Source organism: Limosilactobacillus caecicola (assembly GCF_943192935.1).
Taxonomy (GTDB): domain Bacteria; phylum Bacillota; class Bacilli; order Lactobacillales; family Lactobacillaceae; genus Limosilactobacillus; species Limosilactobacillus caecicola.
Map to the genome: position 1 here is coordinate 11,853 of NZ_CALPCI010000001.1, position 25,453 is coordinate 37,305.

General features: G+C 46.1%; 14 protein-coding genes. 1 reads left to right on the top strand and 13 read right to left on the bottom strand.

Annotated elements, in window-relative coordinates:
• Positions 1 to 85: 85 nt before the first annotated feature.
• From NFR43_RS00065 to NFR43_RS00110, 10 genes are all read right to left on the bottom strand, one after another.
• On the bottom strand, positions 86 to 2,773 hold the full coding sequence (locus NFR43_RS00065; protein ID WP_251545293.1) for an N-acetylmuramoyl-L-alanine amidase: 2,688 nt from the start codon (positions 2,771 to 2,773) through the stop codon (positions 86 to 88).
• Between the two features lie 131 nt (positions 2,774 to 2,904).
• Positions 2,905 to 3,555, bottom strand: coding sequence for a KxYKxGKxW signal peptide domain-containing protein (locus NFR43_RS00070; protein ID WP_251545295.1), 651 nt, complete (start codon positions 3,553 to 3,555; stop codon positions 2,905 to 2,907).
• Between the two features lie 160 nt (positions 3,556 to 3,715).
• Positions 3,716 to 6,367, bottom strand: a complete 2,652-nt coding sequence (locus NFR43_RS00075; RefSeq protein ID WP_251545297.1) for a peptidoglycan amidohydrolase family protein — start codon at positions 6,365 to 6,367, stop codon at positions 3,716 to 3,718.
• A gap of 25 nt (positions 6,368 to 6,392) precedes the next feature.
• Complete coding sequence (locus tag NFR43_RS00080; protein ID WP_251545299.1) at positions 6,393 to 9,107, bottom strand: serine hydrolase; 2,715 nt, start codon at positions 9,105 to 9,107, stop codon at positions 6,393 to 6,395.
• Between the two features lie 53 nt (positions 9,108 to 9,160).
• Complete coding sequence (locus NFR43_RS00085; RefSeq protein ID WP_251545301.1) at positions 9,161 to 11,878, bottom strand: serine hydrolase; 2,718 nt, start codon at positions 11,876 to 11,878, stop codon at positions 9,161 to 9,163.
• A 172-nt stretch (positions 11,879 to 12,050) separates the two neighbouring features.
• Positions 12,051 to 14,849, bottom strand: coding sequence for a GH25 family lysozyme (locus NFR43_RS00090; protein WP_251545303.1), 2,799 nt, complete (start codon positions 14,847 to 14,849; stop codon positions 12,051 to 12,053).
• A gap of 604 nt (positions 14,850 to 15,453) precedes the next feature.
• Positions 15,454 to 16,086 carry a beta/alpha barrel domain-containing protein gene (locus NFR43_RS00095; RefSeq protein ID WP_251545305.1) on the bottom strand — a complete coding sequence of 211 codons (633 nt, stop codon included), beginning with the start codon at positions 16,084 to 16,086 and terminating at the stop codon, positions 15,454 to 15,456.
• Between the two features lie 27 nt (positions 16,087 to 16,113).
• Positions 16,114 to 17,373 carry a PTS ascorbate transporter subunit IIC gene (locus NFR43_RS00100; RefSeq protein WP_251545307.1) on the bottom strand — a complete coding sequence of 420 codons (1,260 nt, stop codon included), beginning with the start codon at positions 17,371 to 17,373 and terminating at the stop codon, positions 16,114 to 16,116.
• Between the two features lie 18 nt (positions 17,374 to 17,391).
• Entirely contained in the window at positions 17,392 to 17,670 is a 279-nt protein-coding gene (locus NFR43_RS00105; RefSeq protein ID WP_251545309.1) for a PTS sugar transporter subunit IIB, read from the bottom strand.
• Positions 17,671 to 17,685: 15 nt separating this feature from the next.
• Positions 17,686 to 18,120: a PTS sugar transporter subunit IIA gene (locus NFR43_RS00110; protein ID WP_251545311.1), complete on the bottom strand. Its 435-nt coding sequence runs from the start codon at positions 18,118 to 18,120 to the stop codon at positions 17,686 to 17,688.
• A gap of 124 nt (positions 18,121 to 18,244) precedes the next feature.
• Between NFR43_RS00110 and NFR43_RS00115 the strand changes: the two genes are divergently transcribed.
• Positions 18,245 to 20,311 (top strand): PRD domain-containing protein, encoded by a 2,067-nt coding sequence (locus NFR43_RS00115; protein WP_251545313.1) that lies wholly within the window; start codon positions 18,245 to 18,247, stop codon positions 20,309 to 20,311.
• 1,037 nt (positions 20,312 to 21,348) lie between these two features.
• On the opposite strand, the gene tyrS is transcribed toward NFR43_RS00115, so the two are convergent.
• From tyrS to tyrP, 3 genes are read right to left on the bottom strand one after another with little or no spacing between them, the layout of a single operon-like run.
• Positions 21,349 to 22,596: a tyrosine--tRNA ligase gene (tyrS, locus tag NFR43_RS00120; protein WP_251545315.1), complete on the bottom strand. Its 1,248-nt coding sequence runs from the start codon at positions 22,594 to 22,596 to the stop codon at positions 21,349 to 21,351.
• 10 nt (positions 22,597 to 22,606) lie between these two features.
• Positions 22,607 to 23,995, bottom strand: a complete 1,389-nt coding sequence (gene nhaC / locus NFR43_RS00125) for a Na+/H+ antiporter NhaC (RefSeq protein ID WP_251545316.1) — start codon at positions 23,993 to 23,995, stop codon at positions 22,607 to 22,609.
• Positions 23,996 to 24,030: 35 nt separating this feature from the next.
• Complete coding sequence (gene tyrP, locus NFR43_RS00130) at positions 24,031 to 25,437, bottom strand: tyrosine-tyramine antiporter (RefSeq protein WP_251545317.1); 1,407 nt, start codon at positions 25,435 to 25,437, stop codon at positions 24,031 to 24,033.
• Positions 25,438 to 25,453: the final 16 nt, after the last annotated feature.

A 25,453-nucleotide genomic window follows, 5' to 3' on the forward strand; every position in this document is an offset into this window, starting at 1 on the left:
CTAAGTTAGCTTTTTCGGTAAACCCTTGACCAATCACACTGGATAAAAAAGGCGATCCTGCCTCAGGCAACATCGCTTTTCAAAATTACAGTTGGTTGTATTCGTACTTCACTAATTCAATAAAGTCACTCATCGTGTAATGGGTACCAAAGAAAATCGAAGCGTTCGTGGACCAGTAACCATCTGGGTCAGTGTGGTTAGTACCACCAAGGTTTTGGCTGACCATGTGGTGGGACCAAACTGAACCGCTTGGTCCTAAGGTTGGTTCCAAGCCGTACTTCTTTAGGTTGTAAGCCGTGTAATATGCGGCATTGACGAGTTCACGGACAAATTCACTGGCCGTGTGCACTTCCACCTGTTCGAATTGCACCGCCCGGTGGTTAGCTTGTGGACCGGCACCCCAACATTCACGATCAGTACTGGAGATTTCGATAATGTTATTGCCATCGACAAAGGCATGAACAAAGGCGTTATTATACGTACTCTTTTCGTAATTAATTTCGCCCCAGATGCTGTCGTTCGGGTTGGCCGTTTCGTGAACCACGATCATGTTTGGCTTCCCGTTACCGGTGGCACTGTAAGCGCCAGTAACGGCCGGAATAACGTAGTCAGTCTGGATCGACGCATGACCAATGTGGTTATTAGCAATGTAGGCATTGATCGAGTTGGCATACATGTTGGCGTTGTAAACCGTCATATTAACTGGTGATGAGTAGTAATCAACGTAGTTGCCATTACCAGCAGCATCATCGGTGTACCGGTGAATGAACTTCACAGTGTGACCCTTCAAGTTATCAATGTTAGAAATCGTCAAGGTAAAGCCGGACTTGTCACTGCCTGGAATGTAGGGGTAGGCCTTCGCAACGTCATTCCGCGTCTGACCGGAAGTCCCAGCAATGTTCCACCGTTGCAATTCTGTATTAGTAGAAGCGTCCATCGCGATGATGTATTGGTATGGCTTATCGCTGGTGTTCCAAGCGGCGTGCCACCCGGAAATTGTCGCCGAATTTGTGGAAACCTTAATGCTATCAAAGTTCCCGGCGTTCGTTGCATAAGTTGATGACCAGATGTCGGTATGACTGCCTTCCCCATTCGTGCCGTTGTTACTAAACCGCAGGACTAATTGGAAGTCACCGGTGCTTCCGGTAGGAATATTGAAACTCGTGTTGAAACCACTGTACAAACTGCCGTACAAGTGTGGGTAGGCGTTGGCCACGTCCGTCCGTTGGGTCAAGGTTACCGCTTGCCGACCCACTTCCTTACCATTGAGGATCAAGATGACGTACGGGTGGTTTTGACTTGCTGAAGCGCTGTTAGCAAACCAACCACTGACCTGCAGAGTATTCCCGTTCCGGGTTAAGGAATCAATGTTGTAGGCACTGCTGTCCGCTTGTATCGTTGGGTAAGTGTAATCAGTGTAGACACCGTTACTCCCGTCCCCAGTAGCAGATTGTGAGTAGCGACTAATCAAGACATAAGTATGACCTGGCGTCAGGTTCAAGCCACTAAAGCTATAGTTAAACCGGGCTTGTCCCGCTGTTGTAGTGTCTGGGTAGACCTTCTTCACATCGGCAGAACTTTGCAGAGCTACTTGATGGGCAGCAACCACTTGACCCGTGGTTTGGTCCTTGACGATCAGGTAGTGGTAAGGTTCGTAAACGGAAACGTCATCCGCGTGCCAGCCACTCACTTGTAAATTACCGTTGCTAATGGACCAGGAATCCAAGCTTCCCCGGTTGTTCTTGGTCACTGGATTGAACCAGTAGTCGACCGTGTTCGCCCCGTTGCCGGCTGGATCATTCGTCCACCGACTCACGAATTGAATGTCATCACGCGCGTATTGGCTCGTCAACGTGAAGGTCACGTTGAAGCCGGAATTAGCAGCGTTAAAGGTGTTCGGGTACACAGCGGCGACATCTTTACGGGACACACCGTTCGTCACTAACTGCCGGGCAATTTCCCGACCAGTGGTGGAATCGTAGGCAATGATGTAGTGGTACTTCTTACCCATTGCCTGGTTGCTAGCGTGCCAACCAGAAACGGTGACCTTGCCATCAGCAGAACTAATGTTGTCCAAGTTAGCGCGGTTATCTTGCTCGATGTAAATTGGGCCAAACCAGTAATCGGTCCGCGAACCTTCCCCATGCAACGGATCGTTGCTGTAACGATCAATGACGCTCAGTGAATGGCCACTCAAACCAGCAGGTAACGTAAAGGTGACGTCAAAACCAGCATAGTCACTTCCGGCAATGTGGGGGTAAGCAGCTTGCACGTCGTTCCGTTGTTGTGGTGCGATGGCTTGCCGTTCGATTTCCCGACCGGTCGTGTTGTCGTAGAGGATCATGTAACGGTACTGTTCGTTTTTGCTTTGCCCAGTGGCGTGCCAGCCAGTCACCGTTAACTGTCCTTGGCCAGTAGTAGGATCACTGGAGAGAGTGGTGCCATCCAAGTGACCTTGGTTGGCGGTCGTCTGGTTATTCGTCGTCGTGGTGTCAGTTGGCATTTTGTTATCTACCGTGGTAGTCGACGAAAAATTCGTGCTTTGCACTTTGCTGTTGGCCACGCCATCGACATTGGTGTTCGTAGCTAACGATGCTACGCGGACCGTTGCCGTATTGGCTTCAGCCACTTGGGTCGTGTCGTTCGCATTCGTCGTGTCAGTATCGGCGTGGGCTACTGATTGGCTACCAAAGGCTAATCCGGCAGCGACCAACGCGGCACAGCACCATAACTTACCACTCTTGTATAACTTAAAACGCTTCTTGATCTCCATTATTTTAAATTAACGCTCCTTTATCAATTCGCAAATAATTCATAAAAATTTCAAGACTCCAGCAACTACATTAACACAATCGTTAAAAAAAGACAGATCTGTTATCAAAATGTCATCGGATATTAACAATTTTATGAATAGCTCAGCGCTCCCCGGATCGCTGGAGCAGTCCGCCACCGGTAATCAAAGGTGCCAAAATCAACATGAGCATTCTTTTCCGCCGTCCATGGATCGTTGTAAAAGAAACCACTGCCGTCAAAGCCGGTCAGCGTGATTGCGTGGGTCCCAAAGCCGTGCATGTGGCCCTGCCAAACCACGACCAGGTGCCGGTTAATCAGTTGGTTCTTCAACGAATCCAGGCTCCATCCCGTCATGTTCAAGGCATTGCCCAGGTGACGGGCGACTTCCCGGTTCGTTGTGTTATCGTACAAGATTGCATACCGGTAGCGTTCCTGGTTGCTTTGACCAGTCGCGTGCCAGCCACTCGCCTGCAAAGTCGCCTGCCCATCCTGGTTAGTCGTCACCGTGGCTTGGTCGAGGTGGCCGGCGTTGGTTTGCGTCTGGTTGTCCGTCGTCGAGTCCACCGGAACTTCATTGGTGACTTGGTTAGTCGTTGTGGGCGTTGTGGTTTGCGTCGTGCTCGTCAAGGTCGCAGCCGGTTCGTTCGTTGCTGCGTGGGCTTGACTTGGCAAGAAGGATCCCGCCACTAGCAGCGTCCCAAAAGTCAGGGCTGCTACACACCATTGCCTACCCCGTTTGTATAACTTATAACGTTTTTTCATAATTGCTCCTCCAAAAAAGCTCCCAACTATGGGGTTGCACCATAATTCGGAGCTTGATGATTTTTCATTATCAACATTCGTTCACTACTGCTGAGTATTACCAGCTAATAATGTTACCGATCATACTAAAAAATTCAATTATTTTTCACAATTCTGTGACCTAGGCACGAGACAAATCATATGGCCGGTAAATGTATTGGTATGGATAACCATCACTCGCCCAGTAGCTGTAGTAATTGAATTCTTGAACCGCTTCACCTGGTTGGTGGTGATTATAGCCACAGGTAGAAATACAGTTAATTCGGTCCCCATTACCATAGGTAGAAACGATCACTGTATGACCAGCACCACCAGTACTGTAACCACGAACACCCCAAATCACGATGTCACCATATTGAACTTGCATTCGCCCACGTCCTTGGCCAGCAAGGTAATAACCATTACCAGCAACATACGGGTGCATCGTTGTCGTATTGTAAAGGGCGCCATATGGATAGGCACCGGCGTCACGAAGGGCTTGGGTCATTGAACCAGAACAGTCAGCGGTGCCATCACGTCCATTTCGTGAACCGTACATTGAATAAGTGAGGTGGTGACGACGATTGCGGAACCAGTCAATCACCCGTTGGGTAAAGCTGTAAACCTTCCCGTTATTCCCATCAATGTTGTACCAATGGCCATTGATGTTTCGGGATCCCCGGACCATCCGTCCATCATTGCCAAAGTAAACAGTGTATAGTGAATTTCGCGAATTGGCCGGATCAAGAATTGTCACAAATTGGTTCACAGCCATTGCATAGTTGTCTGGGTTGAAGTAATAAATGTCGTTACTCCAGTAATCCGCACTATTTCCGTTACCAGTAGCGTCATTCGTGTACCGGTGCATAAACCGAACTTCGCGATTCGTTAAGCTATCTGGAATTCCCACACTCACCTGAAAACCGGATTGACCGCTATCCCACAACCAAGGATAAGCCTTTTGAACATCGCCACGTGATAAGTTATCTGAGATTTGCCAACGAGCAATCTCCTGACCAGTAAGGGCATCCATCGCAAACAAGTATGAATACTGTTTATTTAAGGCTCCTTCCGCGGCATGCCAACCAGAGACATTCAGACGATTACCATTAGTATTCACACTATCAATGCTTCCGACATTAGCAGCGTAGGCTGGACTCCACATGTCCGCATGCTGTCCTTCACCATTCGAAGCGTTACTGAACCGGAACACCAAATTCAGATTGTTTTGGACGTTATTAGGAATCGTAAACGTAGCTGTGAATCCACTGACCTGACTATCGTAAATTCCTGGGTAAACCTTGGCGACATCCGGACGGAAGGTTAAGGTGACCCGTTGACGACCAATCTCATGACCATCCGCTACTAAAATCACAAATGGGAGTTGATCAGTTAATGACGCATCATTGATCATCCAACCGGAAACGGTTAACTGATTTCCTTTGGCTGTCCAATGGTCAACATTGAAAGCATGCTGATTTAATTGCTGGGCTGCATACCAGTAATCAGTGTGCACACCATCGTTGCCATTACCCTTGGCAGAAGTCGAATACCGACTCACCAGAGAATAAGAATGATTCGGTGTTAAGTTTAAGGTCTTAAAATCCGCACTAAACCGGGACTGAACCGCTGAATACGTATCTTGATAGACCCGCGCCACATCTTTTGAAGCTGACGTTGGCGACTCAATCGCTGCCACCTGACGCCCAGTCGTGTTATCAAAAACAATTAAATAGTGGTAAGGTTCAAAAATCGCTGCATCATCCGCATGCCAACCGCTCACCCGTAAAGAGCCATCACTCAAATCCCATTGGTCAAGGTGACCGCGGTTCTGCCGTGAAATATTAAACCAATAATCGACCGCCTGACCATTGCCAGCCGGGTCGTTGGTCCACCGACTAACAAATTGAATGTTATCCCGCGCGTATTGTGACGTCAGTTTAAACTGCACTTTAAAACCACTGTTGCTAGCATTACCAATCATCGGAAAGGCTCTGGAAACGTCTGCACGGGTTTGGCCTGCTTTGACGAGTTGGCGAGTGACTTCTCGACCAGTGGTAGAATCGTAGGCAATAATGTAGTGATACTTCATTCCAGATGCCACATTAGAGGCATGCCAACCGCTAACTACGACGTTCCCCTGACCATCATTAGTGATTGAGTCCAGGGAAGCCCGGTTCTGGTTATCAATCACCACTGGCGCAAACCAATAATCGGTGTGTTGACCTTCCCCATTTAGTGCATCAGTACTATACCGCGCAATCACACTGAGTGAATGCCCGGCAAAATTGCTTGGCAACGTGAAGTTAACGTTGAAGCCGGCGTGCAGACTGTTCTCCACGTGCGGATAAGCCTGCTGAACATCGGTCCGGTCGACCGGAGTAACCCGTTGCCGATCAACTTCCCGGTTCATCGTATTGTCGTACAAGATCGCGTACCGGTAACGTTCCTGATTGCTCTGCCCAGCAACCTGCCAACCAGTGGCGTTTAAAGTCGTTGTCCCCGTTTTCGTATCCGTCGTCACCTGCACGTGATCCAGCGAGCCCTGGTTGGCATTGACGTCGTTATTGGTGGTTGTTTGGTCCACCGGCACTTCGTTAGTTGATGCGACCGGCGACGTTGTTTGCCGGCTTTGTTCAGTCGGCCTCTGCGACATCATACTTGCCGTGATAGGACTAGCTGTATCACTATCCGCATGCGCCAGCGTTGTGCTTCCCATAGTGACCGCCGCAAAAGCAATTGCCGCATAACACCAAAGTTTCCCATTTTTATACATCTTAAACCGTGTTTTCATTTTTTCTCCCAATTCTAACCTCTCATTACCCTTGTAAAATTTGCTTTGTCGCCCAGGCTAGTTCCTCAATCACGTTAATTCCTGCCGCAAAACTCGGGTCCTGGTCAGTGTAAACCGCAATCGCATAACCATGGTGATTGTCAGCACTTGGAATGAAGCCAATACTGTTGACCCACTCGCCATCAGTATACCAACCATTTTTAATGTAGAAACTCCCGCGGGCGGTGCCAGCAGAAATGCCCCAATCTTGACCAGCAGATACGTTCATCATCTGGTAGTGAATATAGTCCCGTGAAGTTTGGTTAAGGTAACCGGAATTTTGGTCGAGATACAGGTCATTCAACAACTTAATTTGGTCTTCTGGCGTGGTCCAGGATGATCCCCAAGTACTGTTGGTCCCGGTATCTGTCATCCCCAACTGGTTGTAAAGCGAGCGCAAGCCCTGTGCTCCACCCAAGTAATTATTCACAATCGCCGTGGCTGCACTGTTGTCACTGTACCGAATCATCCGGGTGGCAAGATTTTGCATTGTGCCGTCAAGATTGCCACCAGTTCGGTGCAACAATTCTGTTAAGATGGCGACCTTAACTGTACTCATCGTCTCCCAATGATAGCCTGGCGTATTTGTATACGAAACAACTTGGCCGGTCAATTGCGATTTAATCGCAATCCCGATGTGCCCACCGTGGCGACTAATGATATTTTGCCAAGCACTAATTAACCGTTGTTGGTAATTCGTGTGGTCGATAGTTTGTTCGTAGTCAACGTAGTTACCGTTACCTGCCGCATCGTCAGTAAATCGATGAATCAACTTGAAGTATTCGTGGTTCCCGCCAAAGTTATTGAAGGTCACATCAAAGCCGGATTGGCCACTACCGTTGATCCATGGGTAAGCCCTTTGCACATCATTCCGGCTCACGTGTTGGTCAGAAATGTTCCACCGCTGGATTTCCTTACCACTGGCCCCATCGAGGGCAATGATGTACTCGTACGGCCGGCTCGCACTAGCCAGCGAAGCGTGCCAACCACTGACGTGCAAGGTAGTGTCGTTGACATCCGCTCGGTCAAAGTTCCCAGCGTTGGCCGGATAGGTGGGCGTCCAAATATCTGCGTGTTGTCCTTCACCATTCGAAGCATTGCTAAAGCGCAGCACTAATTGAATATTATTGCGAACGTTCTTTGGTAAAGTAAAGGTAGCTTGAAAACCACTGTGCTGGCTTTGGTACAGACTTGGATATGCCCTAGCGACATCATTTCGAACCGTTAATTCAACTCGTTGACGACCAACTTCCTTACCGTCCGCCAGTAAAATCACAAAGGCAATTGGTTTATCAAGATGTTCATCACTCGCCAGCCATCCATTGACGGTTAATTGTTCTCCAGTCGTTTGCCAGCTGTCAATGCTGTAAGCTTGCTGATTCAAAGTTTGACTAGCAAACCAGTAATCAGTATGAACACCGTCATTACCGTTTCCCTTGGCGGACGTGGAGTAACGACTCACTAATGAATATGAGTGACCCGGTGTTAAGGCAAGGTTGGTGAAGGCATAGCCAAAACGGGAGTGACCGGCGCTTCGAGTATCCGGATAAGCTTTTGCCACGTCCGTGGCAGTCGTAGTTGGAACCAGTTCTGAAGCCACTTGGCGTTGTGCCGTGTTATCAAAGACGATCAGATAGTGGTATGGTTCAAAAATTGCTGCATCGTCCGCATGCCACCCACTGACTTGCAACGTTCCATCACTGAGTTTCCATTGGTCGAGGTTGCCCCGGTTTTGCTTCGTCACTGGCGAGAACCAGTAGTCAACCGCCTGCCCATTTCCAGCCGGATCGTTGGTCCACCGGCTCACGAATTGAATGGTGTCCCGGGCATACTGTGGCGTCAGCTTAAATTGCACTTTGAAACCACTGTTGCCAGCATTACCAACCGTTGGAAAGGCCTTCACCACGTCAGTCCGCGTTTGGCCGTCCTGAACCAGTTGCCGGGCAATTTCCCGACCAGTCGTGGAATCATAGGCAATGATGTAGTGATACTTCATTCCGGCCGCCGCATTCGTCGCGTGCCAGCCGCTCTCCGTTAAATTACCGTCCTGGTCACTCACCAGGCTATCCAGGGAAGCACGGTTCTGGTTATCAATTACCACTGGCGCAAACCAGTAATCAGTATGTTGGCCTTCGCCATTCAGTGCATCGGTACTATAACGTGAGATCACGCTGAACGAATGTCCCGCAAAGTTACTTGGCAACGTGAAGTTAACGTTGAAACCGGCGTGCAGACTGTTATCAATGTGTGGGTAAGCCTGCTGAACATCAGTCCGGTCGACCGGGGTCACCCGTTGGCGGTCGACTTCCCGGTTCGTAGTGTTATCGTACAAAATTGCGTACCGGTAACGTTCCTGGTTACTTTGCCCAGCAACTTGCCAACCACTGGCGTTCAAGGTCGTCGTCCCCGTTTTCGTATCCGTCGTCACCTGCACATGGTCTAGCGAACCTTGGTTAGCGTTGACGTCGTTATTCATGGTCGTCTGGTCCACCGGCACCTCGTTGGATGGGGTTACCGATGTGGTTGAATGCTGACTTGGTTCCGTTGCCTTTGTTGATACCAGCGCACTCGTTGTAACGGGACTCGCCTCATTACTGTCCGCATGCACCACCGTGGTCGTCCCCATGGTAACCGCCGCAAAAGCAATTGCCGCATAACACCAGAGTTTCCCACTTTTATACATCTTAAATCGTGTTTTCATTGATTTCTCCCAACTTCAAAAAATCCGGAAATTAACCGGCTTTCCTTTGATGATTAACCTTGTAAAATCTGCTTCGTGACTCGGGCCAGTTGTTCAATCACGTTAATCCCGGATTGGAAACTTGGGTTCCCATCGGAGTAGACCGCAATCGCGTAACCGTGATGGTTATCAGCGCTCGGGATAAAGCCAATACTGTTGACGATGCCGTAGCCAACTGGAATCCACCCGTTCTTAATGTAGAAACTGCCGCGAGCGGTGCCGGCAGAAATCCCCCAGTCTTGCCCAGCAGACACGTTCATCATTTGGTAATGAACGTAGTCCCGGGATGCCTGGTTGAGGTAACCGGAGTTTTGGTCAAGATACAGGTCGTTCAATAACTTCACGACTTCTTCTGGCGTGGTTGAGGTTGTTCCCCAACCATTCGGTGTCGTGTAGGTGTTATTCATCCCTTCGGCGTGGAATAAGCCGTACAGACCATTGACCCCACCAAGGTAGTTATTGACGATTGCCGTCGTCGCGTCGTTGTCACTGTAACGGATCATCCGCGTCGCGAGGCTTTGCATCGTCCCGTCGAGGTTGCCACCAGTCCGATGCAATAATTCAGACAGCACGGGCACTTTGACGGTCGAAGCCATCCACCAGTGGTGACCTGGGGCATTAGTATAGGAAACAACCTGCCCGGTTAATTGCGACTTGATCGCGATCCCGATCGCATTGCCGTGCTGGTTAATGATGTTGCGCCAGGCATCAATCAGTCGTTGTTGGTAATTTGTATGGTCGATGGTTTGTTCGTAATCAACATAGTTCCCGTTACCAGCCGCGTCATCAGTAATCCGGTGGATCAGCTTGAAGTATTCGTGGTTGCCCCCGAAATTATTCAGGGTCACATCAAAGCCGGATTGGCCACTACCGTTGATCCATGGGTAGGCCCTTTGCACATCATTCCGGCTCACGTGTTGGTCAGAAATGTTCCAGCGTTGGATTTCTTTACCACTGGCCCCGTCGAGGGCAATGATGTATTCGTACGGCCGGTTGGCGCTGGCCATGGAAGCATGCCAACCACTGACGTGCAAAGTATTGCCATTGACGTCCGCCCGGTCAAAATTCCCAGCGTTGGCGGCGTAGGCCTGCGTCCACATGTCCGCGTGCCGGCCTTCCCCATTCTCAGCATTACTGAACCGCAGGACGAGGTTGATATTATTCTTGATGTTTGTCGGTAAGGTAAAGGTGGCGGTAAAGCCGCTCAGTCCACTCTTGTACAATCCCTGGTAAGCCTTGGCCACGTCAGGCCGAGCCGTCAAAGTGACTGCTTGGCGACCAATTTCCTTACCGTCCGCCAGCAGGATTACGAATGGCTTTGTCAAATTCAAAGCGTCATCACTCGCCATCCAACCACTGACGGTCAGCTTTTGGCCGTCCGGCGTAAAGTTGTCGATGCTAAAGGCATGTTGGTTCAACGTCTGCGCACCAAACCAGTAGTCAGTATAGACGCCGTCGTTACCGTTGCCCTTGGCAGAGGTGGAATAACGACTCACTAATGAATAGGAATGGCCCGGCGTCAGGCTCAACTTCGTGAAGTCAGCGCTAAAGCGGGAATTCCCCGCGCTCCGGGTGTCCGGATAAACCTTAGCCACGTCCTTGGAAGCCGTGGTTGGGACCAATTCTGCAGCCACCTGGCGTTGCACCGTATTATCAAAAACGATCAGGTAGTGGTATGGGGCGAAAATCGCAACATCGTTGGCGTGCCAACCGCTCACTTGGAGCGTCCCGTCACTGAGGTTCCACTGATCGAGGTTACCCCGGTTTTGCTTCGTCACAGCGGAGAACCAGTAGTCGACTGCATTGCCATTACCGGCTGGATCGTTAGTCCACCGGCTTACGAATTGGATGTTGTCCCGGGCATATTGCGACGTCAGCTTAAAGGACACTTTAAACCCACTCTTGCCGGCATTGGCAATCGTCGGAAAGGCCTTAGCCACGTCAGTTCGGGTTTCGCCATCCTTCACCAGTTGGCGGGCGATTTCCCGATTGGTCGTTTGGTCGTAAGCAATGATGTAGTGGTATTTCAGCCCGGCTGCGGCGTTGTTGGCGTGCCAGCCGCTGACCACGACGTTATCCTTGCCATCATTGGTGATTGAATCTAGAGATGCCCGATTTTGGCTGTCAATCACGATCGGTGCAAACCAGTAGTCGGTGTGCGTCCCTTCGCCGTTGACTGCGTCAGTACTGTAACGGGCAATCACGCTCAGTGAATGACCATTGAAGTTGCTTGGCAAGGTGAAGTTCACGTTGAAACCGGCGTGGAGACTGTTATCAACGTATGGATAGGCCTTTTGCACATCTGGTCGGTCAACGGGGGTGACCCGCTGACGCCCGATTTCCCGGTTAGTCGTGTTGTCATACAGGATTGCGTAACGGTACTGTTGGTCGTTACTCTTGCCCACGGCTTGCCAACCGGACGCGTTCAAAGTCGTTGTCCCCTTGGTATCCGTCGTGACCTGGACGTGGTCGAGTGCACCCTGGTTAGCGTTGACATCGTTATTCGTTGTGGTGTGGTCCACCGGCACCTGGTTGGTGACTGGGGTTGCCGGCGTCGGGGCCGCTTGCTGATCACTAGTGGTATTTGTCGTTTGCACAGTCTTCACTGGTGTTGTAGTTGGCGTGGTCGCCGCATGCGCGAGCGTCGTCGTTCCCATGGTGACTGCCGCAAAGGCAAGCGCAGCACAACACCACAGTTTGCCGCTCTTGTAGAGTTTAAACCGTTTTTTCATCTTCAATTAATCCTCCCAAATTACACAATTACATAACTACTTTACTACAACGCCCCGCGAGTTGCAGTGAATTTCGGTAAAATAAAAAAAATCCCCGTTAAATGCAACTTGATTGCATACAAAAAGGCCCCGACCTTCGTGAACTACGAAAGCCGGCGCCAATTTAAAAAAACTATTTTAATGTCCGTGCTACAAACCACAAATCGACGGTGTTAATCCCGTTACCGGCCGGATCATCGGTGTAACGGTCGATGATCTGAATCTGATGGCCAGCCTGCAGGGCCTGCCGAATGACGGCCGAACTGTTGAAGGTGACGTTAAACCCGGACTTACCCGCATTATAAATATATGGGTAAACCTTTGCGACGTCATTCCGGTAAATTGTCGAGGTCTGTTGGACCCGGGACAATTCCTTCCCAGCCGTGGCATCATACAGGATGACGTAGTGGTACTGCCGTCCCGCCGATTGATCGGCCGCGTGCCAACCGGTGGCCGTAATCGAGCCGTCCTGGTTAACGGTCAGGCTGTCCAAGCTGCCGGCACTCGCCGTCAAGGTCTGGGCAGTGAAGAAGTGCTGAATGTAGGTCCCTTCACCGTTGGCCTGATCCGAATACCGCATGATCACCTGGAGCTGGTCACCGTTCTTCAGAGCGGTTTGTAAGGCCGTATTACTATCGATCGCAAAGGAGGCGGTGAACCCGGATTGACCGGCTCCGTAAATCTTCGGGTAGGCCTTGGCAACATCCGCCCGGTCACCGCTCGTCACGAGCTGCCGGGAGAGCTCTTTCCCTGTCGTCGCATCATACAGGATCACGTATTTACTCGTGCCCCCCGCACTCCGGTCGTCAGCGTACCACCCGGCCACCTGAACCTGGTTATCAGTGATCGTAAAGGTATCAAGGGCACTCGCCGCCGTGGATTGATTAAAACTCTTGGCGTTGTTGGAGTACCAGTAATCCACCTTCGTCCCCTCACCATTCGTGGCGTCATCGGAATACCGCGCAATCACTTCTAGTGAATCCCCGCGGAGTAAGGCCGCTTGGAGGTTTGTATAATCGCTAATTTTGAAGTCAGCACTGTAGCCGGATTGACTCGCGTTGGCGATCGCCGGGTAAGCGTTGGCGACGTCCTGACGACTAACGTTCGAGACCTTTTGGCGGGCAACTTCCTGTCCCGTGGTTTGATCATAAATGATGATCCACTGGTATGGCAGGTAAGTCGAGCGGTCAGCCGCGTGCCACCCGCTCACGTGGAGAGTGCCGTCACTGAGGTTAAAGTTATCTAAGGCCCCTTCGTTAGCATCGCTCTGCTTTTGTGCCGCAAACCAGTAATCGACGGTATCGCCGTTGCCCGCCGCGTCGTTAGTGTAGCGACTAATGATTTGGAGGGCATCGCCATTAGCAAGGGCCTGACGAACCGTCGAATTGATGGTAAAGGTCGTGGAGAAACCGGACTGGCCCGCATTGTAAACACCCGGGTAGGCTTTGGCAACGTCTGACCGGCTCGTCGTCGGCACAAGTTGCCGAGCCAGTTCCTTTCCTGTCGTAGCGTCATAGAGGATCAGATAGTGGTAGCTACGCCCCAGGGCCTGGTCGGCGGCGTGCCAACCGGAGACGGTGATCGTGTTTCCGGAAACGGTAAAGTTGTCCAGGTTCGCTACGTTGGCATTCAAGACCTGGTCGCTAAAGTTATAATCGTTGTAGAGACTATTGCCATCGCTCGAGGCGGTATAGCGGAAAATTACCGTAATGTGGTGGCCAGCACTAATCGCGTTTTGCAGAGCCGTTGTCATCGTGAACTGGGCACTAAAACCGGAGGTGCTGGAACCATAAAGGTCAGGATAGGCACTGGCGACGTCTGACCGAGTACCCGCGGAGACCTGTTGGCGAGCCAGTTCAGCATTATTATTGTCCGCATCCACCAGGATCACGTACCGGTTGTCGAGCCCTTCATTGGCGTTATCCGCAAACCAGCCGGAAACGTTGACCGTCCCGGTCGTGGCGTCGATGTCGAATTCGTCCAGGTTGGCCGCCTTCGTCACCCCACTATTAATGTAGTTGGCGAACAGACCCAGGTCGATCGTCCCGTCAATACTGGTTCCGTTCCAATTGTTGGTGTACTGCCAGGCACCGTAGCCGGCGTTCCGCTTGGCATTCACCCGGGATTCGGTCGCGGTGTAATCGTAATAATATTGGGCGATCCAGGTCCGGTCTTTCCCAACGACCGAGCTGACGTTGTACTTTTCATCGTAATAAAGACCCGTGTAAACTGCGTGGTTGGTGTACCCAAGCGAGCTTAGGGTATCAAAGAATACTTGGAGGTTGCTGGCAACGCCAGAATATTGGACGTCACTATCCTCCATGTCCGCAATCACCAGGGTGTTCTTGGAAAGGCCAAGGCTATTAGCGACTGAGGCAAAGTAATTGGCCTCATTGACCGCCTGTTGGGCCGTTTGGAAATGGGCGTAGTGATAAACCGCAACATTTAAGCCGGCCGCCTGCGCATTTTTTACCTGAGAAGTACTGTAAGGGTTGGTGTAGCTGGTCCCTTCGGTCAACTTAACGACAACATTTTCAATCCCCTGGCTCGCGTAGTTCTGGTAGGTCGCAGTCGAGATGTTTCCTTGGTAGGAAGCCACGTCCAGAGTATCCGCCGAAGTCTTCGTGACGGCCGTCGTCGATTGACTAGACGTGGTTGTCGCGGCGTTGGTCATCGTCGCCTGAACTTGGGTCGTTGAGTTCGTGGACGCTGCAGCACTCGTGGTCGTAGCACTGGTCGTAGCCGCTGAATCTACAGTGGCACTTTGGGCGGATGACGATGGCGACGCGGTATCGGTCGTCGGCTGGTCAGTCGTCGTATCGGCGTGTACGGCGTGGGTACTGATGACCCCCACGGCTAAGAGCGTTGTCAGGGTCGTGGCCGAGACGGTGTACAAGGTTTTCAATGAGTAAGTCTTTGCTGATTTAGGCAAAATTTAAATCCTCCTTAATAATCATCACCGTCCATTGTAAAAGGTCTAGATTATCAAAACATTACAAATGAGTAAATTAACTGTAACTAAATTATGAATATGTCCCCCCTACAGGTGTTTACCGGTTCTTCAGTTTTAACATGATTCAAAAATAATTAGTCAGTAGAATAATAAGGAAAAAACAGGGCTCATCCCCTGTCAAAGAGGCTGAACCCTGTTTGAAATTCACTTTACCCGACGATTTACGATGTTGGATCACAGAAAATTGCCAATGTGCGCTCAGGCAATCTCCTGCTGGATTAATGGATTCCTGGTAAATGTAAAGATAGATAATTACCAGCGATAAAGGGCGATCGCAAATCACCAAGATTTTGAGACAATCTTGAACCCCACCCACACAAGTGAATTGCAGATAGTGTAATAGGTAGGCATGATGATCTGGTGAACAAAGATCGCTTTTAATGTGAAGTATTAAGCCGAAATATAATTACATTCACCAGCAAAATCACTGTGAATTGTAATTACGTTTCACCAAATTAATCCCCAAGAAAAAGGTCCAGTCTCCACAAATGTGAAAGCTGGACCTTAAGATATTTACTTGTCACTAGTGAGTTTCACGGTAGGTTTTAAGCATTTCATTCAGCTTGCTTGCATGTTCCGTAATTGTTTTAGCATCACCGTTAGCTAGTAAGCCACCAAAACAAGTAATATCTGCTCCAGCATCTAGGAAATCATAGAAGTTATCGAAGTTAATCCCACCAGATGCCAGAATTGGCATAAATGGAGTTGGTGTAACTGCCGTCTTTATTAACTTTGGACCGTCAACTGCCGAGCCTGGGAAGAATTTAATGTATGACGCACCGGCTTTAAGAGCAGTAGTCATTTCCGTAACTGTATGACAACCTGGGCAATAAGGAATTTGGTAAAGATTAGTAATTTTAGCAACATCCGCGTCAAATTGTGGTGACAAGATTGCATCAGCACCATGAAGGACCGCTAACCGTGCTGTTGTAGGATCGAGTACCGTTCCTGCACAAATGATGACATCTGGCAATTCCTTTTTAACTAATTCAATTGATTCAATAGCAGTTGGAACGGTGAAGCTAATTTCAATCATCTTCACGCCGCCATCATAACAAGCCTTGGCAATTTCTAACGTCCGTTCAGGATCTGCACGAACAACTGACATCAAGTTATAATCAGCCATCTTTTTGGCAATATCAATTCGTTGAATCATTTGTTATATAACCTCACATTTTAAAACTTAGAATAAGTTCAAGACACCTTTTAAAAAGATTCCAATTACGTTGTAATCAACGTTTGGGAACGTAGATCCACTAATTCCCATATGTTGGAAAGTTGGCATCAATACTAATGGTAAGAATGCTAATAAAAGTCCCATAACGAAGGAACCTGCAATAGCACCACGCCAACCACCAGTTGAATTACCAAAGATCGCTGAGGCACCACCAGAGAAGAAGCAAATATGGGCAGCTGGAATAATGACAGTTGAAAAGTGTAAAGCCAACATAATTACAATCGCTACTAACCCCGCAGTGTACGAACTAATAAATCCAACTAAGACAGCTGTTGGCGCGTAAGGGAAGATCGTTGGCACATCCAGTGCAGGACGTGAACCTGGAATAAACTTGGTTGAAATAGAAACAAAGGCGTTTGTTAATTCTTCCAGGAACATTCCAACACCGTACATCAGGATGCTCATTCCGGCAGTGAAGTTGAATGCTTGAATCATCGGGAAGACTAACCATTGTACTCCACCAGAAACTTTAGTAGTATATGCTTCACCAGCAGCCAATGTTGCGGCGTAGAAGAGGATCAACATTAAAATGGCAACACCAATGATAAAGTCCTTGAATAAGGACATAAACTTTGGAAAGTGAATATTTTCCGTAGTTTCATCAGCATGTTTCTTAAATAGCAACCCAACACAACCGGATAGTGCATATCCAATCATGTTAAAGTGGCCAATCGCTTGTTGGTCGCCTCCGGTAATTTTGCGCATAAATGGCTGACATAGTTCTGGCAAAGCACCAGAGCAAAAACCAAGAATAGCTCCACCAAGGACACATGACCAGAAATCATTCATTCCATATGATTTCAAAATTAATCCTAAGACACAAGCAAAGAATAAACTGTGACCTCCTGTAAAGAAGATGTTCTTAAATGGTGTAATCCGTGCAAAAATTAAGTTGAAAACAAATCCTAAAATCAAAACTACAGAAACAACGAAACCATAGTGAGTTTGAGCTGCAGCAGTAGCGGCTTCAGGAGCAGCAATTACCCCATGGATATGGAACCCAGTTTGAAATAATTTATTAAATTTTTGTAGTGATGCCGTAATCATTGAAGCACCACCTTGGAAAATCACAAAACCAACAATCGTCTTAATCGTACCTTTGATAACATCGGTCCCAGTTTTACCTTTTTGAGCAATTAAACCGATGCAGGCAACTAATCCTAAGAGGATCGCTGGATTACTAAGTAACGCAACGACAAATTTCATGTCTAACTCCTCCTCAGATTAGCCTTCCATGATTGGCTTTAATTTTTCTTCAATTTCATTAGCATCCATCATATTTGTAATGCCAATAACTTTTTTATCTGGATATTCGTTCTTTAAATCTTCTGCAACATCGTTTAAAGCAATTACAACATCACCGTTGAAACTACCAACCCCGTCAAGACTAGAATGAGAAACATCTAGGTCCCAACCATTCTTTGAAGCAACGTTTCGAACTTGCACGGTCATCATTGTGCTTGTTCCCATACCATTTCGACATGTAACTAATGCGCTAGCCATAATTATTCGTCCTCCTTAATTATTAACCAGTGAATCAACTTGCTGAACACTTTGGGCCTGATCTAATTGAGTATAAAAATTATCTTTTTGTAATAATTGCACTAACTCTGCCATTTGATCTAAGTGGCCCTCCGGCTTAACAGAACTTAACGTAAACAAATATTTCACCGGATCATTATCTTTATTACCAAACTTGACTGGTTCTTTAAGGGTGGTTAACCCAATTGCATCCGCCAACACTCCATCTTTGGAGCTTGCATGTGGCAACGCCACATGCGGCGCAATTACAATGTATGGTCCAGTCTCTTCAGCGATCTCAATAATCCTTTTGGAATATTCTTTGGTTACCTTATGATGATCCACAAATGGTTTAACAGCTTTTTGAATAGCATCTTTCCAATCACTAGCTTCAACATTCAGTTGAATTAGCTCAGGATCAACTAACGACATCCTTTCCTCACCTCATTTCTCTTAACTTTCGACTAAAGTATAGATATTTACAAATAAGTGCACAAGCGCAATAATAGTGTTAACGAGAGTGCAAAAATTAAGCATGTAAAAAGGGGCTTAAATTATGATTGACTTCACAAATATTAAGCATGGCAATGAACTACTAACCATTCTCTGTAACAAAGTTGAAAAGTTTACTGATTCACAATCGTTAGCGGATAAGTTGCTGATCTCCCGTCGTTCCCTTTTTTACGTCATCAAGAAGGTTAATTCAGTGCTAGACAAAAACGGCCTCGAACCAGTAGCCTATGTCCGAAATATTGGCTACCTTCTCCCTGATTCAACTATTCATGTCTTAAAAAAGCAGTTTTTAGAACCTCAGCATGTCACTAAATTAAATATCCGTTTATTAAAAACACCGTCGAGTTATGATCGACAAATTATTGATATCTATTTGATGATTAGTGACCATCATCCCGTTATTTCGTCAATGCAAAGCCTGTACAGTGTTAGTAAAAGCACAATTTTAAACGATATTAGAAATATAAAGAAGAATCTTCCTTCGGGTTTAAGCATGGTCAATACCGATCTTGGAAAAGAAATCGCTGGTGATGAAATGGCAAAGCGCCGATGGGTACTCTCGAATCTTTCAATCATTTATGAATTAATTGACCTAACAAAATTAAAGCAAAATTATAAGTATATTACTGAGCAGTTAAAGGGATTTGAGCAAATTACAGGAAGTACTTTGTCTGGTAATGCATTCAATTCGTTACTGCACTTTCTTAGTTGGTACCTTTTTCGTGTTAGCGACGAACAACATCAATTACCCAATGATCAAAAACCAAATACTGCTTATACTAGTCTCTCCAGTGTCTGGGCATCTCGCTTTCTAATGGCAACAGGTATTAGTCGAACATCTGAGATCAATTACCTTAGCACCATTATCAATTCCAACCAATTTAATTACATTGGGCATGATAATCCTATGATGGAAAAGCTCCGACCAATTGCTAAAGCAATAGTGCACCAATGGGAACTATCGACAAACTCTAAACTTACCGAGGACACTGATAAACTCACCGAGAATTTAACTATTCACCTAGTGCCAACCTATTACAGATGTCGGTATAAGATCCAATATCATAATCCACTACTCAAAGAAATCACTACAAACTATCGAGAAACTTTTCAAATGACCAAATTGTGTGTTGCACCACTTGAAAAGTTTATCCATACTAAGTTGTCTGATGACGAAATTTCTCTAATCTCAATTTACTTTGGTAGTGCTTTAAGAAACGAAAAAAAGACGCCCCATCAAAAGGGCGTCATGGTCGTATGTTCTAGTGGAATTGGAACTTCCAGAATGTTATTTCGCCAATTAAAAAATGTCTATCCAGCCGTTAATTTTATCCGACCGTTCAATACCTTAGAGTTGGAAAATGTTAATTGGAGTGACGTTGCCGGAATTATCAGTACCTTGCCGATCAATACCAGAAAAGATGTACCCGCAATTCAAATTCAGGCTTTGCCTACAAAAGCAGATTGGCATACAATTAGATGCTTTTTAGTAAAAATCCACATGATTGATGAGGGAGCAGAACCTAGAATTAATGTTGAATCCTTAATCGACGTGATTGCTGAGTATGCCCGAATTGAGGAACCACATCAACTAAAGGCGGCACTTAATGACTTCCTGTTGTCAGCCGAAAGCATCAAAATTCCCTATCCAAATCGAGAACACTTTTTAGGGATTGATTCGCATTATATCCAGATTTTTAGTACGCCAACAACTTGGATAGATGCAATTGAGAACTCATTTAAGCCATTAGAACAAAGTGGTGCCACTCAGCATGCTTATACTAAAAAGATCATTGAACAGACTACAAAGCATGGTGACTATATGGTCATTGGAAACGGAATTATGTTAGCTCATGGAGCACCAAATGATGGTGTTAATCATTTTGGAATTGGTTTTAACGTCTTTAAAGAGCCATTTCAAAGTGTCGGTGGCAAACAAATCAACATCGTCATTACGCTCGCACCGGTTGATTCTCAACTGCAAGTACCATTTCTAGAAGTAATTTTAAAATACGCTTCTGATAAAAATTGGCTTACACGAATTATGGCAACCTCATCTAAGAAGGAACTTGAGAGTGTGTTGGCTACAGGACATCTACTGTCGAATTAATTTTGAATATACTAGATCCACAAAGCTACATTGGCTTAATATTTTCAATCACGTAGCGATTCATCCTTTTTAAAACATCATTTCTCATAAACTCACCTCAATCTAGATATATAAGTGAGTATAAAAAATGCGTACAATACCCCTTAAGGTTGACACTTTAATATACTCGAATGATGATATAGGAGAATCTGTCAACAATATAAAAGATTTTTGCAATTCCTTAAGGTATGAGAGGCTACATCAGAAAATCAGAAGTGGTTTAACTATTTTTAAATCCCAATGCAATTTATACTATACCTCTACTAGTAATAAAAGAATTAAAAATTTCTTAGTTCGCGTAGATGGGGCAAAAAAAGGATACGATCTATTTATTTTACAAACACTTCAAAGTCCTTTAGGGAAATATTCCTCGTTTTTTTTGGATCGATAATAATAAAAACGTTAAAAAACATATAATATCAGCACCTAGTACTTTTTATAAAAGTAAAGACTTTGGAATTACCAATAGAATTGTAATGCTAAATGATTTAGATTCAATGATGAAACCTTTCTTTGTAAATAAAGAGAAAATTCAGCCAGGTGATGAGACAGAAGCATTCAAATCATTTATTAGTAGTTTTAAATCGGCATATGAATTTAAGCAAATTAAGATTGATAAATCCTAATAGTACTGCTTCTGATGATCTGGTGAATAAAGATCACTTTTAATGTGAAGTATTAAGCCGAAATATAATTACATTCACCAACAAAATCACCGTGAATTGTAATTACGTTTCACCAAATTAATCCCCAAGAAAAAGGCCCAGCTTCCACAAATGTGAAAGCTGGACCTTAAGATATTTACTTCACCCAATAATTTGAAATGTTTGATAACAGAAAATCGTTTATTATTTGCGCTCATGACAATTTTCTGATGGATTATTCGGATCCCTGGTTTCATCCGTAGGAGATGGATTATTTCCAGTCACGATACAGCTAAGCTCAAATTATTTACACATCATATGATGTCTAATCCCACCCGCGCAGAAGTAAAGATTCTATTTTACTTTGGCAAGGAAGTAGTTCCGCTTACCCTTCCGGGCAACTACGTACTTGCCATCAAAGTGGGCCGTTGGATCAATGACAAAGTCAGTATCCGTAACCTTCTCACCATTGATGGTAATCGCACCGTTTTGAACATCTTCACGAGCTTGCCGCTTGGATGATTCAATTTCGGTTTGCACTAGCCAGTCAATGACGTTCGCGGAATCGCTACTAATTTCGACAGAAGGCACCTTTTCAAAGGCTTCTTCCAGTTCAGCAACGGAGAGTTGTTGGATGTCACCGCTAAAGAGAATTTGAGACATCTTTTCAGCTTGTTCCATGGCTTCTTTACCATGAACAAATTCCGTTACTTCTTCAGCTAAGCGACGTTGAGCTTCCCGCTTTTGTGGTTCTGTTTTGACCTTTTCAGCAAGGGCGTCGATCTCTTCGTGGCTAAGGAAGGTAAAGTACTTCAGGTACTTCACGACGTCGCGGTCATCCTGATTCAACCAGAATTGGTAGAATTCAAATGGAGAGGTCTTCTTTGGATCCAACCAAACAGCGCCACCAGCGGTCTTACCGAACTTGGTTCCGTCTGCTTTCAGCATCAGAGGAATTGTCAAGCCAAATGCTGGTTCATTTGGCTTTTTGCTATGGATCAAGTCGACCCCGTTGGTCAAGTTCCCCCATTGATCAGCCCCACCAATCTGGAGTTGAATATTTTCATGTTCATTGAGGTACAAAAAGTCGACTGACTGTAAGATTTGGTAACTAAATTCGGTAAATGAAATCCCGTTCTTTAACCGACTAGCAACAGCTTCCTTGGAAAGCATCGTATTGACGTTAAAGGACTTACCGTAATCACGTAGAAAGTCGAGTAAACTGATTTGACTCAGCCAATCGTAGTTATCAACAATTTTGAAGTTTTCTGTTCCAAACAATTTAATCATTTGCTTGGTCAAAGCTTCCTTGTTGTGTTGAACTTGATCAGAAGTTTGGAGTTGCCGTTCTGTCTTCCGACCGGACGGGTCACCGATAAAACCAGTTCCCCCACCAATGAGGATATAAGGGTGGTGCCCCGCTAACTGGAATCGCTTCAGCATAATGAACGGAATCAAGTGTCCGATATGTAGCGAATCACCAGTTGGGTCCGTTCCACAGTAGAGTGAAATCTTCTTATTCTTCAATAATTCTCGTAATCCATCAATATCTGTGCATTGGTTAATCGCACCACGCCACTTTAAATCTTCTAAGATATCCATGATAATCACCTCACTGATTATTTACTTTCTTTCTATGACCTAATAAAAAGCCGACTAAGATCGTTAAAATTGGAACAGTAATTGGGAAGAATGAGTACGGAATGTATTTAAACGGGCTAAGTTGTAACGTCCCGGAAATAAATACTCCGCTAACACTCCATGGAACAATCGAGTTGACTGCTGCACCGGCATCGTTTAACACCCGTGTTAGGTAAGTTTTTGGTAACTTCATTTTGTTAAACGAGGCAGCAAAACTTTCACCTGGCAAAATCACAGATAAGTACTGTTCACCCACCAGGAAGTTCACACCAAAACAGGTAATGGCAGTTGCTAACACTAATTTGCCGACGCTATTAACGAAGTTCTCCATTCCATCAATTAATGCGCCAATCACGTTAAATTTAATTAGTAATCCACCTAACGCTAATGCAAAAATAATTAAGGATAGTGAACTCAACATACTGCTAATGCCACCCTTGGAAAGTAACTCATTCATTGACTTACTTCCCGTATGAGCAACATAGCCATTCATAATGTAATTTGCCAATGTATTTAATTTGATTGGATCATGCAGCCAACCAATGATGACTGCAAAGGATGACCCAAAGGCTAATGAAGGAACAGCAGGAACCTTTAACCAAGCCATAATCAATAACAAAATGACTGGCAAGATCGTCCACCCAGAAATCCAGAAGCCATGTTGCAAAGTCGTTGTCATGTGCGTAACGACAGACAAACTAGCATTACCATGGTGAATGCCAAAGATGAAGAAGAGTATTAAAGAAATCACCCATGCCGGGATGTCAGTCCAAAGCAATGACTTGATATGCGTGTACAGATCTACTTCACCGACACCTGCGGCCAAATTAGTTGTACCGGATAATGGTGAAGTGTTGGCTCCGAAGAAGGCGCCGGAAACAATCGCTCCGGCAGTGAGTCCGGGATTAATTCTGAGGGCGGTACCGATTCCAATAAAGGCAATTCCCATCGTGGAAACTGTGGTAAAGGAACTACCACAAGTTAACCCGATCAAAGAACAAACGATAAACACCGTTGGTAAGAAGAAATTGATCGAAATGATCTTGAAGCCAAAATACATAATGGTAGGAATCGTTCCGGAATATATCCAAGTGGCAATTAGGACACCAATCATTAGAAAGATGACTAGCGGAATTACTCCCGGTTTAATTCCTTCTTCAATGCCGTCCATCACTGTCCCCCAGCCAAATCCGCGGATTCCACCGTAAAGCATCAATGCAATTACTGATACCAGCAGCGGGACTTGCGGAGATTGAGACTGGAAGATAATCAAGTACCCCAAAATGATCAGGATACAAATGACGACAATTAAACTTTCTAATATTCCAACGTGCGGTTTGTCTCGTTTCTTTTTAGCCATAAGGGTCACTCCTACTATTTATAAATCACAACAAATTATTTTTGACTGGCTTCGTAAGCTTGGGCATCTTTGAGCCATTGGTCATTTTTGTGTGCATTGATGATTAGTGGAATAACCGTCAAAACAATGGTAATTACAGCCATTGTGATTGCGCTAGCAACCCCGGCAGTTGCCAAGGTTACGATCGCAATTGCAAGAATCCCAAAAATGAAGAAGATCGTCCAAATCCACGCTGCAACATTGCCGTGCTTACCGATCCGGTATGGACGAGGCATATCTGGTTCTGTGTAACGTAAATGAATAAAAGCAATCGCAATTAAGAAGTACAGAACACAGTAGAGCAGCGTAGTCGTGTTAGTTAAGAGTAAGAACACACCATTAATGTCTGGTAATGCGTACATTAAGGCAAAGATGGTGATACAAGTGGATTGCGTCAAAATAACGTTCCGAGCAACCCCAATTTTGTTGTGCTTAAAGAAGCCCCACTTGGAAGGAATTAAACCTTCACGAGCAACTTGAATCATCGATTGTGATGGTCCAGTAACCCAACCAGACAATTGAAGGAAGACACCAATGGCGGCTAACAAACTAAAGACATTGGCAATCCAAGTTGGCCAACCAAGAATCTTGCAGAATAGCAAAACAGGTTGAGTAATGTTCGTCAATTCAGTTGAACCTTTTGGAACAACGTTAGCAACACAGATGGCGTTCAAAACATTCAAAACAACCATAGCTACCAAAGCGAAGACAACCCCACGAACAAAATCGTGAGTAGCATCCTTCATCCGTGGAACATAAACCCCTAAGGTTTCAATCCCAGTAAAGATGAAGGAAATAGCGGCAACGTACTTGAACGTGCTTACATCTGGAAGTAACTTGTGTGCGGAGAAAGTTCCCAGAACACTGTGAACATCAATCCCAGTCTTCACAGAAGCGGCAATCCCCATGATGATCATAACGGCAAATGGAATGTAAACCCCAAACCAAACACCAAAGTTACCTGCAAACTTAACCATGTCGAACTTCAAGTTCAAAATCGTGATAATCCAATAAATGACAATAATACATGCTAATGTAAACCAGTGATTTTGGCTTAAAGCGACATTACCAACAGTATTCCCCAGCAGTGGGCCAAGGGTTGAAGCAACCATAACCATTCCTGGGAAAATTTGAACCCAAAGCAACCAAGCGGTGGTAAAGCCCCACTTTTGGTTCAAACCGGTCCGGACCCATAATTGTGGGCCACCAGCATCTTGTAACATCGCGGAGAATTCACCGGACATTAAGGAAACTGGTAATGCAAAGAAGATCACCGCAAATGCCATGTAGAAGAACATTTGCCAACTAGCAGCGGCTAAAGTTGGCACGCTCCGGACAGTGGCAATCATGGCCATCCCGATACCGACGAAGGTACCTAAACTAATTTTTGTATTTTCACTCATCGTTTTATTCCTTTCA

What these genes read in the sequence shown, in the direction of transcription:
- NFR43_RS00105 (WP_251545309.1), bottom strand. Translation starts at nt 17,670, where the DNA reads ATGGCTAGCGCATTAGTTACATGTCGAAATGGTATGGGAACAAGCACA.
- tyrP (WP_251545317.1), bottom strand. Translation starts at nt 25,437, where the DNA reads ATGAGTGAAAATACAAAAATTAGTTTAGGTACCTTCGTCGGTATCGGG.
- NFR43_RS00075 (WP_251545297.1), bottom strand. Translation starts at nt 6,367, where the DNA reads ATGAAAACACGGTTTAAGATGTATAAAAATGGGAAACTTTGGTGTTAT.
- NFR43_RS00100 (WP_251545307.1), bottom strand. Translation starts at nt 17,373, where the DNA reads ATGAAATTTGTCGTTGCGTTACTTAGTAATCCAGCGATCCTCTTAGGA.
- NFR43_RS00085 (WP_251545301.1), bottom strand. Translation starts at nt 11,878, where the DNA reads ATGAAAAAACGGTTTAAACTCTACAAGAGCGGCAAACTGTGGTGTTGT.
- NFR43_RS00110 (WP_251545311.1), bottom strand. Translation starts at nt 18,120, where the DNA reads ATGTCGTTAGTTGATCCTGAGCTAATTCAACTGAATGTTGAAGCTAGT.
- NFR43_RS00115 (WP_251545313.1), top strand. Translation starts at nt 18,245, where the DNA reads ATGATTGACTTCACAAATATTAAGCATGGCAATGAACTACTAACCATT.
- NFR43_RS00065 (WP_251545293.1), bottom strand. Translation starts at nt 2,773, where the DNA reads ATGGAGATCAAGAAGCGTTTTAAGTTATACAAGAGTGGTAAGTTATGG.
- tyrS (WP_251545315.1), bottom strand. Translation starts at nt 22,596, where the DNA reads ATGGATATCTTAGAAGATTTAAAGTGGCGTGGTGCGATTAACCAATGC.
- NFR43_RS00070 (WP_251545295.1), bottom strand. Translation starts at nt 3,555, where the DNA reads ATGAAAAAACGTTATAAGTTATACAAACGGGGTAGGCAATGGTGTGTA.
- NFR43_RS00080 (WP_251545299.1), bottom strand. Translation starts at nt 9,107, where the DNA reads ATGAAAACACGATTTAAGATGTATAAAAGTGGGAAACTCTGGTGTTAT.
- NFR43_RS00095 (WP_251545305.1), bottom strand. Translation starts at nt 16,086, where the DNA reads ATGATTCAACGAATTGATATTGCCAAAAAGATGGCTGATTATAACTTG.
- nhaC (WP_251545316.1), bottom strand. Translation starts at nt 23,995, where the DNA reads ATGGCTAAAAAGAAACGAGACAAACCGCACGTTGGAATATTAGAAAGT.